Source organism: Pseudomonas sp. GD04058 (assembly GCF_029836855.1).
Taxonomy (GTDB): domain Bacteria; phylum Pseudomonadota; class Gammaproteobacteria; order Pseudomonadales; family Pseudomonadaceae; genus Aquipseudomonas; species Aquipseudomonas bharatica.
This window is the reverse complement of the sequence record NZ_JAOECN010000006.1, coordinates 168,897-182,377: the sequence shown is the minus strand read 5'-3', so window position 1 is coordinate 182,377 and position 13,481 is coordinate 168,897. Positions and strand designations below refer to the sequence as shown.

General features: G+C 64.4%; 16 protein-coding genes. 3 read left to right on the top strand and 13 right to left on the bottom strand.

Going from position 1 to position 13,481, the window contains the following annotated elements; genetic code table 11:
* Positions 1 to 21 precede the first annotated feature (21 nt).
* Positions 22 to 924, bottom strand: a complete 903-nt coding sequence (locus N7650_RS07950) for a DMT family transporter (protein ID WP_009408722.1) — start codon at positions 922 to 924, stop codon at positions 22 to 24.
* A 136-nt stretch (positions 925 to 1,060) separates the two neighbouring features.
* Between N7650_RS07950 and N7650_RS07945 the strand changes: the two genes are divergently transcribed.
* From N7650_RS07945 to N7650_RS07935, 3 genes are all read left to right on the top strand, one after another.
* Positions 1,061 to 1,498 carry an Lrp/AsnC family transcriptional regulator gene (locus tag N7650_RS07945; RefSeq protein WP_009408720.1) on the top strand — a complete coding sequence of 146 codons (438 nt, stop codon included), beginning with the start codon at positions 1,061 to 1,063 and terminating at the stop codon, positions 1,496 to 1,498.
* 543 nt (positions 1,499 to 2,041) lie between these two features.
* The gene (locus N7650_RS07940; protein WP_009408717.1) at positions 2,042 to 3,571 is read left to right on the top strand and encodes an NCS1 family nucleobase:cation symporter-1; all 1,530 of its coding nucleotides are present in this window, start codon (positions 2,042 to 2,044) and stop codon (positions 3,569 to 3,571) included.
* 55 nt (positions 3,572 to 3,626) lie between these two features.
* Complete coding sequence (locus N7650_RS07935) at positions 3,627 to 4,355, top strand: aspartate/glutamate racemase family protein (protein ID WP_009408716.1); 729 nt, start codon at positions 3,627 to 3,629, stop codon at positions 4,353 to 4,355.
* A 209-nt stretch (positions 4,356 to 4,564) separates the two neighbouring features.
* On the opposite strand, the gene N7650_RS07930 is transcribed toward N7650_RS07935, so the two are convergent.
* The 12 genes from N7650_RS07930 to N7650_RS07875 all read right to left on the bottom strand — a co-directional run bounded on the left by N7650_RS07930 (position 4,565) and on the right by N7650_RS07875 (position 13,452).
* A complete protein-coding gene (locus tag N7650_RS07930; RefSeq protein ID WP_279897739.1) occupies positions 4,565 to 5,242 on the bottom strand; it encodes a histidine phosphatase family protein in 678 nt (225 codons plus the stop codon).
* 219 nt (positions 5,243 to 5,461) lie between these two features.
* A complete protein-coding gene (locus N7650_RS07925) occupies positions 5,462 to 5,800 on the bottom strand; it encodes an FKBP-type peptidyl-prolyl cis-trans isomerase (RefSeq protein WP_009399911.1) in 339 nt (112 codons plus the stop codon).
* A gap of 85 nt (positions 5,801 to 5,885) precedes the next feature.
* Positions 5,886 to 6,293 carry a GFA family protein gene (locus tag N7650_RS07920; RefSeq protein ID WP_279897735.1) on the bottom strand — a complete coding sequence of 136 codons (408 nt, stop codon included), beginning with the start codon at positions 6,291 to 6,293 and terminating at the stop codon, positions 5,886 to 5,888.
* A gap of 165 nt (positions 6,294 to 6,458) precedes the next feature.
* The gene (locus tag N7650_RS07915) at positions 6,459 to 7,394 is read right to left on the bottom strand and encodes a 2-hydroxyacid dehydrogenase (protein ID WP_279897734.1); all 936 of its coding nucleotides are present in this window, start codon (positions 7,392 to 7,394) and stop codon (positions 6,459 to 6,461) included.
* 42 nt (positions 7,395 to 7,436) lie between these two features.
* Positions 7,437 to 7,850 carry a hypothetical protein gene (locus tag N7650_RS07910; protein ID WP_009399916.1) on the bottom strand — a complete coding sequence of 138 codons (414 nt, stop codon included), beginning with the start codon at positions 7,848 to 7,850 and terminating at the stop codon, positions 7,437 to 7,439.
* Between the two features lie 14 nt (positions 7,851 to 7,864).
* Complete coding sequence (gene ccmI / locus N7650_RS07905) at positions 7,865 to 9,076, bottom strand: c-type cytochrome biogenesis protein CcmI (RefSeq protein WP_279897733.1); 1,212 nt, start codon at positions 9,074 to 9,076, stop codon at positions 7,865 to 7,867.
* Positions 9,069 to 9,545, bottom strand: a complete 477-nt coding sequence (locus N7650_RS07900) for a cytochrome c-type biogenesis protein CcmH (protein WP_279897732.1) — start codon at positions 9,543 to 9,545, stop codon at positions 9,069 to 9,071. The genes ccmI and N7650_RS07900 overlap by 8 nt, the downstream gene beginning before the upstream one ends.
* Positions 9,542 to 10,078, bottom strand: coding sequence for a DsbE family thiol:disulfide interchange protein (locus N7650_RS07895; protein ID WP_009399922.1), 537 nt, complete (start codon positions 10,076 to 10,078; stop codon positions 9,542 to 9,544). Before N7650_RS07895 ends, N7650_RS07900 begins: the two co-directional genes overlap by 4 nt.
* Complete coding sequence (locus N7650_RS07890) at positions 10,075 to 12,048, bottom strand: heme lyase CcmF/NrfE family subunit (protein ID WP_279897775.1); 1,974 nt, start codon at positions 12,046 to 12,048, stop codon at positions 10,075 to 10,077. Before N7650_RS07890 ends, N7650_RS07895 begins: the two co-directional genes overlap by 4 nt.
* An 11-nt stretch (positions 12,049 to 12,059) precedes the next feature.
* Positions 12,060 to 12,512 (bottom strand): cytochrome c maturation protein CcmE, encoded by a 453-nt coding sequence (gene ccmE / locus N7650_RS07885; RefSeq protein WP_009399924.1) that lies wholly within the window; start codon positions 12,510 to 12,512, stop codon positions 12,060 to 12,062.
* Positions 12,509 to 12,685 carry a heme exporter protein CcmD gene (ccmD, locus tag N7650_RS07880; RefSeq protein WP_009399925.1) on the bottom strand — a complete coding sequence of 59 codons (177 nt, stop codon included), beginning with the start codon at positions 12,683 to 12,685 and terminating at the stop codon, positions 12,509 to 12,511. Before ccmD ends, ccmE begins: the two co-directional genes overlap by 4 nt.
* Positions 12,682 to 13,452, bottom strand: a complete 771-nt coding sequence (locus N7650_RS07875; RefSeq protein WP_009399926.1) for a heme ABC transporter permease — start codon at positions 13,450 to 13,452, stop codon at positions 12,682 to 12,684. Before N7650_RS07875 ends, ccmD begins: the two co-directional genes overlap by 4 nt.
* Between the last annotated feature and the right edge of the window lie 29 nt (positions 13,453 to 13,481).

The following is a 13,481-nucleotide window of genomic DNA, read 5'->3' as shown; positions in this document are numbered from 1 at the left end:
AGCAGGCTAAAGCGGCGCATTCTACGCCTTTGCGCTGCTGGCGCGGGCGGCGGATTTGAACCACCAGCCGCGCTGCATGCCGGCGGCCGCCAGCAGGATCGCCGACACACCCAGCCATTGCAGGGGTTCCAGGCGATGACCGAAGGCCACCCAGTCCACCAGGATCGCCGCGATGGGGTAGATGAACGACAGCGCGCCGGTCAGCGCCGTCGGCAGTTTCTGGATCGCCCCGTAGAGCAGCACGTACATCACGCCGGTGTGCACGATGCCCAGGGTGACCAGGCTGCCCAGCTCACCCGGAACCGTGGGCAGGCCACCGATATTGGCGAACGGCGCCAGCATGAGCACACCAGTGCTGACCTGGATCAGCGCGATTAGGTGCGGCGGCGTCCCGCTGAGGCGCTTGATGATCAGTGCCGCCACTGCATACAGAAACGCCGCGCCCAGGGCCAGGACGATGCCCAGCAGGTACTGGTCGCCGCTCTCGCCTTGGCTGCCATGGGCACTGACGATAGCCAGCATCCCGGCGAAGGACACACCGAGCCAGAACAGCTTGGGCAGGGTGATCTTCTCGCCGAGGAACAGCGCCGCCAGCCCCACCAGCATGAACGGCTGGACGTTGTACACCGCCGTTCCGATGGCGATGGACGCCCGCGAGTAGGAAGCGAACAACAGCACCCAGTTACCAACGATTGCCACGCCGCTGAGCACGGCCAGGGCGAAGGTCATGCGGGTCAGGATGCCCGGGCGCAGGAAACCCATGGCCGCGCAGATTGCCAGCAAGGTGACGGCACCGAACAGGCAGCGCCAGAACACCACGTCCAGCACCGGCTGCCCCGATACCAGGACGAACCAGCCGATGGTGCCGGAGATCAGCATGGCGCCGACCATTTCAAGGGAACCGCGACGTATCGAATTGTCCATGTCACACCTCCGAGAACTTTGTGACAAAGTATGCCGAGGGTGCTCCAGGCCAATCCAGTGGATAAATAAGGCCGGAATCCGCACCTGCCTTTTTTATTGAGGCAATTTACCTGATTAGCCTGACAGGAGCTTTTTCATGACCGACGCCATCGACCAGTTGCTGCTCAATGCCTTGATGGAAGATTCGCGGCGCTCGCTCAAGGCGCTGGCCAGCCTGACCGGACTGTCCTCGCCCAGCGTCAGCGAACGCCTGCGCCGCCTGGAGGAACGCGGGGTGCTCAAGGGCTATACGGTGGAAGTGGACGCCCGCAGCTTCGGCTACCAGTTGCAGGCCATCGTGCGCATCCGCCCGTTGCCGGGGCAGTTACACGAGGTAGAACGGCAGATCATCGCCATTCCCGAATTCACCGAGTGCGACAAGGTCACCGGGGATGACTGCTTTATCGCGCGCCTGCATGTGCGCTCGATGGAACAACTGGACACCTTGCTGGACAAGCTCAACAGCCATGCCGAGACGAGTACGGCAATCGTCAAGAAGACCCCGGTGAAGCGGCGGTTGCCGCCGATGGATTGAGCCTTTTGGTGTTGTTGAGGGCCTCATCGCTGGCAAGCCAGCTCCCACAGGTATCTGTGGGAGCTGGGCTTGCCAGCGATGAGGCCGGAGAGAGCGACACAGCCCTGTGTGTCCAATCCAATACCCATATGAACAAGAAGTGTACACAAGCATGTAACCGAAAGTGCCTTTTTTGTGTGCAATCACCTCAACTGGCGCCCCATAGGGTTACATCGCTCCGCTCTAACAAGTTGACCAATTAATCAGAATTCAACTAAGCAAAAAAATAAAACCTGTTTAATCGGTCAATTTATAAATTCAAATTTTCAGTAACTTATAAAAAATTCCAGAAACTTCAAAAAGATAATGACTCTTCCCTGCGACTCCCCGTGGCATGGATCTGGCTTTAGTGCATTCGTGCTTTGTATACAACTCAGCACGATCAAGAGCACACACCAGATCCGCCCACCTGCCGTCGCCGGGTAGCGGAATGCCCCTAACCAATTGGTTCTCGTGGTTAAAGACCAGGCGTCCCCACGCCACGAGTATCAGGAGCACGCCGGAATGAGCATGAGTCTCTCCAACAAGACAGAACTGGACTTTTCCTCGTCTACCCCCGAACCGACGACGCACCCGCAACACCCCGTGACCCTGAGCCCGCGTCTGCACAACCACGACCTCGCCCCGACCAAGGCCGAGGGCCGCCGCTGGGGGCGCTACAGCATCTTTGCCCTGTGGACCAACGATGTGCACAACATCGCCAACTACTCCTTTGCCATGGGGCTGTATGCCATGGGCCTGGGCGGCTGGCAGATCCTCCTGTCGCTGGGGATAGGCGCGGCGCTGGTGTACTTCTTCATGAACCTGTCCGGCTACATGGGCCAGAAGACCGGGGTACCGTTCCCGGTGATGAGCCGGATCGCCTTCGGCATCCATGGCGCCCAGATCCCGGCGCTGATCCGCGCGGTAATCGCCATCGCCTGGTTCGGCATCCAGACCTACCTGGCCTCGGTGGTCCTGCGCGTGCTCCTTAGCGCCATCGCCCCTGGCCTTGCGGCCTACGACCAGGACTCGATCCTCGGCCTGTCGAGCCTCGGCTGGGTGTGCTTCGTTGCCATCTGGCTGGTGCAGCTGGTGATCCTGGCCTACGGCATGGAAATGGTGCGACGCTACGAGGCCTTCGCCGGCCCGGTGATCCTGCTCACCGTGACCTGCCTGGCGGCGTGGATGTACGTCCAGGCCGGCTTCGAGATCGCCTGGTCGGTACGCGAACCGCTGACCGGCGCAGCCATGTGGCACAACATCCTGGCCGGCGGAGCGCTGTGGCTGGCGATCTACGGCACGCTGGTGCTGAATTTCTGCGACTTCGCCCGGTCCTCGCCGTGCCGCAAGACCATCCGTTCGGGCAACTTCTGGGGCCTGCCGGTGAACATCCTGGCCTTCGCGGTGATCACCGTGCTGCTGTGCGGTGCGCAATTCAAGATCAACGGCCAGATCATCGACAGTCCGACGCAGATCATCGCCAGCATCCCCAATACGTTCTTCCTCGTGCTCGGCTGCCTGGCCTTCCTGATCGTCACCGTGGCGGTGAACATCATGGCCAACTTCGTCGCCCCGGCCTTCGTCCTCAGCAACCTGGCGCCGCGCCTGCTCAACTTCCGCCGCGCCGGCCTGATCAGCGCCACCCTCGCCGTGCTGATCCTGCCGTGGAACCTCTACAACAGTCCGCTGGTGATCATGTACTTCCTGTCCGGCCTCGGCGCCCTGCTCGGCCCGCTGTACGGGGTGATCATGGTCGATTACTGGCTGTTGCGCCGTGGCCGCATCAACGTGCCCGAGCTGTACAGCGAAGACCCCAAGGCCGCCTACCACTACCGTCGCGGGGTCAATCCCCGTGCCCTGGTCGCCTTCGTGCCGGCGGCGCTGCTGGCGATCGTCCTGGCCCTGGTGCCCAACTTCGAAACCATCGCGCCCTTCTCCTGGATGATCGGTGCCGGTATCGCCGGCCTGCTCTACCTGCTCTGTGCGCCGCGCAACCAGCAGTACCTGGACGTGAGCGGCGAATCCATCGCCGTCGACAGCACCAGCCATTGATTGCCTCTTGCGGCCCGGTGCTGCCGGGCCGGTTCACTGCCTAGCGAGACCCGATATGCGAATCCTCATAGTCAACGTCAACACCAGCGAAGCCATCACCGAAGCCATCGCCCGCCAGGCGCAGGCAGTAGCCGCACCGGGCAGCGAAATCATCGGGCTGACTCCGTATTTCGGCGCGGAATCGGTGGAAGGCAATTTCGAGAGCTACCTGGCGGCCATCGCCGTGATGGACCGCGTGCTGGCCTACGACGGCCCCTACGACGCGGTGATCCAGGCCGGCTACGGCGAACACGGCCGCGAAGGCCTGCAGGAATTGTTGAACGTGCCGGTAGTGGACATCACCGATGCCGCCGCCAGCACCGCCATGTACCTTGGCCATGCCTACTCGGTAGTGACCACCCTGGATCGCACCGTGCCGCTGATCGAGGACCGCCTCAAGCTCTCCGGCCTGTACGACCGCTGCGCCTCGGTGCGGGCCAGCGGCATGGCCGTGCTGGAACTGGAAGCGGAGCCGGAACGGGCGCTGGAAGCCATCGTCCGCCAGGCCGAGCTGGCGGTCAGCGAGGACAAGGCGGAAGTAATCTGCCTGGGTTGCGGCGGCATGGCCGGGCTGGACGAGAAGATCCGCCAGCGTACCGGCGTGCCGGTGGTGGACGGGGTCAGCGCGGCGGTGAAGATGGCCGAGTCGCTGGTCCAGCTCGGGCTGTCCACTTCCAAGACCCGCACCTACGCCAAACCGCGGCCCAAGCGCGTGATTGGCTGGCCGGCGCAGTTCGGTCGGTAAACGAACGTTCCTTTTTGCGAGGCGCGATCAACGGTGCCAGGACCTGCAAAGGTCATCTCCCTTGGTACCCGCGCCTCGGTTTTTTCCCATTCTCCGGGCCGACTCGATCCCTGTGGGAGCTGGTTTGACCAGCGATGAGGCCGGCAAGAACAAGGATGTTGTCAGATAGGGTCAAATCGCTGGCAAGCCAGCCCCCACAGGGATCGATGTCAACCCTGAGATAGGGTATGCGGGCAACTCAAGTCCCCACCATCCAGCCCCTGCTTCACATTCCGGCTCAGCATCGTCGCCTTGCCATCACGCCAGGTCAGGGTCAGCACATACAGCGAGTCGAAATCGCCGTTTTCCCAATCCTTGGTGATCACCCGCTCCTCGCCCAGGGCCTTGCCGGCCACGGCGTTGATCAGTTCGGGGAGGTAACCATGGGACCAGGCGGTGTACACCGTCGAGTTACGGTACTTGTTGCTGGTCAGCTCGCGTGCCAGGGCGTTGGTGTCGTTGGCGCCGTAGTCGATGTTCACCGGCAGCCCGAGCTTGATCGCGCTCGGGCTGATGGTCATCAACGGCCGCAGGTAGCTGTAGCTGTCGTCGTTGCTGCCTTCCTCGACCTCACGGGTCGGGTCGGCGGCGAACACATAGTCGGCCTTGCCGAATTTCTCCGGCAGCAAGGTCGCCAGGTCGAGTGCGCGGTTGAGCCCTTGGCAGTTCAGTTGGCCGAGGCCTTCACCGGGCTTTTCCGCATGGCGCAGGAACACCAGGGTCTGGGTGCCGTCGACCGGCCTGGCCAGGCTGTCGAAGGTGGTGAATCCAAGGAGGGCGGCGCCTGCAACGAGCACGGTGCCGAGCAGCGCCTGACGGCGCGAAGGCAGGAATGCGGGGAACTTCATGATCAACCCTTGAGGACAAAGCTTGGGACAAAGACAGTGAACCAACCCGCCAGTGCTGCCCCGCGGCCGAGGCCGCGGGGCATCCCTGTCTGTCGCTCCATCCGTGGATACGGGCATCCTTGAGAGTGCAGCAGGCCCGTTTGGTTCTGTCCCTGGGGCGCTTATCCTTAAGCTGGGAGTGAATCTACGCGTTCCCTGTTACCAAATTAAGACGGTGCTTCAGTCGTCGCGGGTCAGTACTTCGAGCACTTCGATTTCGAAATGCAGGTCGGAACCGGGCGGGATCGAGCCCATCTTGCGCTCGCCGTAGCCCAGGTGCGCCGGGACGAACAGCTTGCGCTTGCCGCCCACCTTCATGCCCATCAGGCCGATGTCCCAGCCCTTGATCACCCGCCCGGTGCCGATCACGCACTGGAACGGCTTGCCGCGCTGGTGCGAGGAGTCGAAGACCGTGCCGTCGGCCAGGGTGCCGGTGTAATGGGTGGTGATCAGGGCGCCCTTGACCACTTCCTTGCCGTCGCCCAGGTGGACGTCGGTGATCTGCAATTCGTCGCTCATGATTGCCTCGCTGTCGGTCGTGCTGCCTTTTCTCAGGAATATCAGGGAATTGCAAGCAAAGGCAGAGCACGGCGCTATGGAGCGACTAGCTGAACTGCGCGACTACCTCGGCGCCGGTCATGTTCTGCGTCTGGTTGGAGAAGCAATAGAAGGACGGTTTTTCGTCGATATAGACCTGCAGGTCAAAGGTCCAGGCCTGATCGCCGTCCAGCAGGCCCACCGGGATGGCGAAGAAATTGCCGCCCTTGAGGCGGTAGAACAGATGGCTGCCGCAGCCGGGGCAGAAGCCGCGTTCGGCCCAGTCCGAAGAGTTGTAGACCGCAGGCTGGCCGCTGAAGTGCGGGGCGCTGCTGCTGTGCACGGTCAGCAGCGGGCCGCCGTTCCATTTGCGGCACATGCTGCAATGGCAGGCGCCGACGCTGTTGTCGTCGAGGGTGACGGTGAACTGGATGGCGCCGCAGAGGCAGGTGCCCTGGTGGGTTTGGCTGGACATGGGGGAGCTCCTTGCTGGCTAGGTTGCTGAGTGTAGCCAATATCCATCGAACACCCGAGAACGCTGTGGGAGCTGGCTTGCCAGCGATTGCTATGGTGAATTCACTAAAGCTATCGCTGCGGTCGGCGGCCCGACAAGCCAGCTCCCACAGGGTATGCGGTGCTCTTACGAACTCACCGGGGTCAGGACCGGTTCGCCGGCAAAGAAGGCCTGCAGGTTCTTGAGCACCAACGCCACCATATCCCTGGCCGCCTCAGGCGTCTGCGCCGCCACATGGGGCGTCAGCACCACATTGCCCAACGCCTTCAACTCATCCGGCACCGACGGCTCGTCATCGAACACATCCAGCCCCGCCCCGGCGATCCGCCCTTCGCGCAGCGCCGCGACCATCTCGGCGGTCGAGACCACACTGGCCCGCGCGATATTCACCAGGAACCCTTGCGGCCCCAGCGCATCCAGCACGTCACGCCCGACAAGCCCGCGGGTATCGGCGCCGCCCGGGGTGGCGACGATCAGGAAATCCGACTCGCGGGCCAGTTGCAGCACGCTCTCGCAGTATTGGTAGGGTACGTCTCGCCGCGAGCGGCTGTGGTAACGAACCTGCATGTCGAAACCCAGTGCGCCACGCCTGGCAATCGCCATGCCCACCGCCCCGAGGCCGAGAATGCCCAGGCGCTTGCCCGCCAGCGACGGGCTGATCACCCGGTTCCACTGCCCTTGTCGGGTGGTGGCGTCAGCCCGGCAGATATCCCGGACCACGGCGAACAGCAGGGCCATGGCATGGTCCGCCACCGCCGAGGCATTGGCCCCGGCGCCGTTGGTCACGACGATACCCCGTGCCCGGGCAGCATGCAGGTCAACCGCTTCGTAACCGGCACCGATCACGCAGATCAGGCGCAGCAACGGCAGCGCGGCGATTTCCTCGGCGGTGATCCCCAAGGGCCCACGGGTCAGTACCACATCGATCTCGCCGCCCTGGCGGGCAATGGCCTCGGCCCGCAGCGCCGGCGTTTTCGCGTGGATCAGGCGGTAACCGTGTTCTTCCAGCAAGGGCAGGTAGTCATCGACCGTTTCGACCAGCACCAATACCGTCTTCGTCATCACATGCTCCCAGGCGTTCAGCGACGGAGCATTATGCCGGCATTACTGGGCGAACGCGCGCCCCAGGCCGCCTGGCACGCCACTGGAGTCGGTGTCCTGCCATGGTCCTTCGGGGTTGGTCGCCCAGCTCCAGCCGTTGTTCCAACGGTAGTAGGTGCGCTGGCGGTAGAAAGTATTGGTCTTGCCTTCGAGCACGTAGACCCCGAGCTTCGGATCCCAGTGGCTGGCGCCGCCTGGTGGCGGGGCGAAGCTGGCCGAGGTGCGCGGCATGGGTTTGGGCGTCGGGGTGACGGAGGGCTTGGGCGTGCCCGGGCCCGGCTTGATCACCGGGCCCGGTCGGGGTGCCGTCTCGATCGGCGGCAAGGGTTCGCGCTCCGGCTCGCGCGGCTGCTGCACCGTACATGCGCTCAACCCCAGGGCCAGGGAAATCAGGGTCAGGCGTACGGTGCTGTTCATGAAGTCGCTCTCTTCTACTTGTCCGGATTGTCCGGGCTATCGATGGTCAGGTGTTGCGGCGTCCGGGTGTCGCTGGGCAGCGGCGAGCTGCGGCCGATCCACTCGCCCTTGCCGGGTTGACCGGCACGGGAGACGCGCGCCATCAGTTGGACTTCAGGGAAGTTCGACAGTTTCATGTTGGGCATCATCGCGTCGCTGTCGCTGAGCACCACCTCGATCGGCAACTGCGCCACGGTGATCCGCCTGGCCGCCAGCGGCAGGCTCGGACCGGACGCGGCGCGGGCGAAGATGAAGACCACGTCGTCCGGCCTGACCTTGTCCTTGAGCGCGTCGGCCAGTTCGACCTTGACCGTCAGGCTGGCAGCCGAGGCCGTGGCGACCGCTGCGGAGCCCTTGCCCTCGCCCGCTGCGATCTTCTCCTTGGCCCGTTCGATACCGCCCAGCAGCGCGGTACGAGAGCTGTCACCTTGCGGCAACTGGACCAGCAGGCGGTTCCAGTAGTCCACCGCTTCCTGGTAGCGCTCGCCCTCGAAGGCCGCGATGCCCAGCAAGCCGAGGCTGGTGACCTCGTTCGGATCGGCTTTCAGGGCTTCGTCGGTCAATGCCTGGAACTGTGCGGTCCATTGCTTGTTATTGGCGAAGTACAGGGCCTGGGCCCATTGCCCGAGCAGCTCGGGCGCACGGCCGGCGACGCCGACGGCACGCTCGAAGGCCTTGGCCGCATCGCCCGGACGCTCCTGGGCCATGTAGGCCCGGCCGAGGAAATACAGGCCCTCGGCATTGTCCGGCTGGGCGGCCACACTGCGCTCCAGGCGCGACGTCATTTCCTCGAGGCTCTGCGGCGCCGTGGCGAACTCCTGGGTCAGGGCGACCTTGTCGCTGGCGCCGAAGTGCAGGTACAGCCCCACGGCCATCACCGGCACCAGGAAGGCCGCGAGGATCGGCAGCGCCTTGCCCAGCCGCGCGCTGCGCAACGGTTCGGCATTCTCGGTGTCGTCCAGCAGTTCGCGGGCCGCCTCATCGCGGCCACGGGCCAGTTGCTCGGCGTTCAGCACGCCCTCCGCCCCCTGGGCCTGAAGTTCGGCGACACGTTCCTGATAGAGCGCGACGTTGAGGGCGGTACGGTCTTCTTCCTGCTGCGCACGACGGCCACGCAACACCGGAATCAGCAAAAAGCTCAGGGCTACCAGCAACAGCAGGCCTGAAGCGAGCCAGAAATCAGTCATGGGTCTGTTCTTTGTCCAGCAGTTTGGCGAGGCGCTCGCGCTCCTCGGGGGAAAGGTCGGCCGTCACGTTGCCCGCCGGGACCCGGCGCTTGCGCACGATCACTGCCATGACGCCGATACCGCCCAGCAGCAAGGCCGCCGGACCGAACCAGAGCAGCCAGGTTTTCGCCGTCAGGGCCGGTTTGTAGCGGACGAAATCACCGTAGCGATCGACCATGAAATCGACGATCTGCTGGTTGCTCTTGCCTTCGCCGAGCATGCGGAAGATTTCCCGGCGCAGGTCGGCGGCGATCGGCGCATTCGAGTCGGCGATGTCCTGGTTCTGGCATTTGGGGCAACGCAGCTCCTTGGTCAGCTCGCGGTAGCGCTCGCGTTCGGCCTCGTCGGCGAACTGATAGGTGTCGATGGCCGCCCTGGCCACGCCGGTCAGGCTCAGGCCAAGCACGGCGGCAGCAAGCCAGCGCTTCATTGCTTCGCCTCGTCGACCAGGCCCTGGTAGACCGGCGCCAGCTTCTCGCGCCAGACGGTTTCGTCGATCACTCCGACGTACTTGTCGCGGATCACACCCTTCGCGTCGATGAAGAAGGTTTCCGGCGCGCCGTACACACCCAGGTCCAGGCCGAGGGTGCCCTGCTCGTCGCGGATATCCATCTGGTACGGATTGTGGAACTCGGCCAGCCATTTCAGCGCGGCAGCGTTGTCGTCCTTGTAGTTGACCCCGTAGATGTTCACGCCCTGCTGCGCCAGCTTGTTCAGCACCGGGTGCTCGACCTTGCACGAGATGCACCAGGTGGCCCAGACGTTGACCAGCGCCGGCTTGCCCTTGAGGTCCGCCTCGGTCAGGGTGCGGTCGCCCTGCACGTTGGCCAGGGAGAAGGCCGGGAACGGCTTGCCGATCATCGCCGACGGCAGTTCCGCCGGGTCCAAGTACAGCCCGCGGTAGAGAAACACCGCCACCAGCAGAAACACCGCCAGCGGTACAACCATGATCCAGCGCTTCATGCCGTCGCTCCTTGCAGGCCAAGGGCGTCGCGCACCTTGGTCTTGACCTTGATTCGATAACGCCGGTCCAGCGCCGCGAGCACACCACCCAGGCCGGTCAGCAGACCGCCCAGCCAGATCCAGCGCACGAACGGCTTGACGTGCACGCGCACCGCCCAGGCGCCGTTTTCCAGGGGCTCGCCCAAGGCGACATAGAGGTCGCGGGTGAAGCCGGCGTCGATGCCGGCTTCGGTCATCATCGACTGCTGCACGGTGTACAGGCGTTTTTCCGGGTGCAGCACGCTGATCTCGCGGCCCTCCTTCAGCACCCGCACGGTGCCTTTGTCGGAGGTGAAGTTCGGGCCTTCGTGGTGTTTCGCGCCTTCGAAGACGAAGTGATAACCGGCCAGTTCCACCGCGTCGCCCGGCGCCATGCGCAGGTCGCGCTCGGCGCTGTTGTTGCTCGACAGCACCACGCCCATGGCGCACACCGCCAGGCCCAGGTGGGCCACGTGCATGCCCCAGTAGCTGCGGTTGAGGCCGCGAATGCCCTTGAGCAGGCCCTTGTGGCGGGTCTTGTCGAGGATGTCGCGCACCCCGCCGAGCACGATCCACGCCGCCAGGGCGAAGGTGGTCAACACCTGCCAGTCGAAGTCATCCACCAGCAGGCCGCAGATCGGCGCCAGCACCGCGCTGCCTACCAGCACCGGGGTCAGCATGCCGGCCAGCCAGCGGCCGGGGGTGTCTTTCCAGCGCACCAGCACACCCACCGCCAGCACCACCATCAGCAGGGCCATCAGCGGGATGAACAGGGCATCGAAGTACGGCGGGCCGACCGACAGCTTGGCGCCGCTCAGGGCATCGAGGATCAGCGGGTAAAGGGTACCGAGCAGGATCATCGACGCAGCCACCACCAGCACCAGGTTGTTGGCCAGCAGCAGGGTCTCGCGGGACCACAGGGCGAAGCCGACCTGGCTCTTGACCACCGGTGCGCGCAGGGCGAACAGGGTCAGCGAGCCGCCGACCACGATCAGCAGGAAGAACAGGATGAAGATGCCGCGCTCCGGATCGGAGGCGAAGGCATGCACCGAGGTCAGCACCCCGGAACGGACCAGGAAGGTGCCGAGCAGGCTGAGGGAGAAGGCGGCGATGGCCAGCAGCACCGTCCAGCTCTTGAACACGCCACGCTTCTCGGTGACCGCCAGCGAGTGGATCAGCGCAGTGCCCACCAGCCAGGGCATGAACGAGGCGTTTTCCACCGGGTCCCAGAACCACCAGCCGCCCCAGCCGAGTTCGTAGTAGGCCCACCAGGAGCCCAGGGTGATGCCGATGCCGAGGAAGGCCCAGGCGACGATGGTCCAGGGCCGCGACCAGCGTGCCCAGGCTGCGTCGAGGCGCCCGCCGAGCAAGGCGGCGATAGCGAAGGCGAAGGCCACGGAGAAGCCGACATAGCCCATGTACAGCATCGGCGGGTGGACGATCAGGCCGATATCCTGCAGCAGCGGGTTGAGGTCGCGACCATCACCGGGCATCTGCGGCAGCAGGCGGCTGAACGGGTTGGAGGTGACGATCAGGAACGACAGGAAGCCGACGCTGATCATGCCCATCACCGCCAGGACCCGGGCCAGCATCACCTGCGGCAACTGGCGGGAGAAGATCGACACGGCGAAGGTCCAGCCGCCGAGGATCAGCGCCCAGAGCAGCAGCGAGCCTTCGTGGGCGCCCCACACGGCACTGAACTTGTAGTACCAGGGCAAGGCGCTGTTGGAGTTGCTGGCGACGTAGGCGACCGAGAAATTGTCGGTCATGAAGGCGTGGGTCAGGCAGGCGAAGGCGAAAGCCAGGAAGGCGAACTGCCCCCACGCGGCCGGGCGCGCCAAGCTCATCCACAGGCTGTCGCCGCGCCAGGCGCCGAGCAGCGGAACACTGGCCTGCACGCAGGCGAAGCAGATGGCCAGGATCATCGACAACTGGCCGAGTTCGGGAATGATCAGCGCGGCATTCATTGGGCGGGCGCTCCGTTGGCGGCCTGGCCGCTTTCCTTCAGGGCCTTGGTGACCTCCGGCGGCATGTACTTCTCGTCGTGCTTGGCCAGCACTTCGTCGGCCACCACCACGCCCTCGCCATTGAGCTTGCCCAGGGCAACGATGCCCTGGCCTTCGCGGAACAGGTCGGGAAGGATGCCGCGGTAGGTGATCGGCACCGACTTGTTGAAGTCGGTGACCACGAAGCGCACGTCCAGCGAGTCGCTGGAACGCTGCACCGAGCCCTTCTCGACCATGCCGCCGGCGCGGATGCGCGTGTCCAGAGGTGCCTCGCCGTTGGCGATCTGGGTCGGGGTGTAGAACAGGTTGATGTTTTCCTGCAATGCACTGAGGGCCAGGCCCACGGCGACACCCAGGCCGGCGAGCAGGCCGAGGATGATGAACAGGCGCTTCTTGCGTTGCGGATTCACTTGGCGTTCTCCCGGCGCAGGCGGCGCGCCTCTGCTTGCAGGTAACGACGGCGCGCCAGCAAGGGCGCGGCGACGTTGATGGCCAGCACCGCCAGGCAGATGCCATAGGCCGACCAGACGTACAGGCCGTGATGGCCCATGGCGAGAAATTCGCCGAAGGATGCGAAGCTCATCGTGCGCCTCCCAGGCTGTTCAGCACTTCTTCCCGGACCCAGCTGGCGCGGGCTTCGCGCTTGAGCACTTCGAGGCGCATGCGCAGCAGCACCACGGCACCGAAGAAGCAATAGAAACCCAGCACCGTAAGCAGCAGCGGCAACCACATCTCCGCCGGCATCGCCGGTTTCTCGGTGAGGGTGAAGGTCGAGCCCTGGTGCAGGGTGTTCCACCATTCCACCGAGTACTTGATGATCGGGATGTTGATCACCCCGACGATGGCCAGCACCGCGCAAGCCTTTGCCGCGCTGTCACGATTGCTGATCGCGTGGCCGAGGGCAATGAGACCGAAGTACAGGAAAAGCAGGATGAGCATGGACGTAAGGCGGGCATCCCAGACCCACCAGCTGCCCCAGGTCGGCTTGCCCCAGATGGCCCCGGTGAGCAGCGCCAGCGCGGTCATCCAGGCGCCGATGGGCGCGGCGCTCTGCAGGGCGACGTCGGCGATCTTCATCTTCCACACCAGGCCGACCACGCCGCACACCGCCAGCATCACATAGCAGGACTGGGCCAGCATGGCCGCTGGCACATGGATGTAGATGATCCGGAAGCTGTTGCCCTGCTGGTAGTCCTGCGGGGCGAAGGCCAGGCCCCAGACCACGCCGGTGCCGATCAGCAACACTGCGGCGACCGCCAGCCAGGGCAGCATGCGCCCGCTGATGGCATAGAACCATTTGGGGGAACCGAGCTTGTGAAACCATGTCCAGCTTATTGCGCTGCTTTTCATCACGGTACATCCAGGGTCTTTGCTGGGCG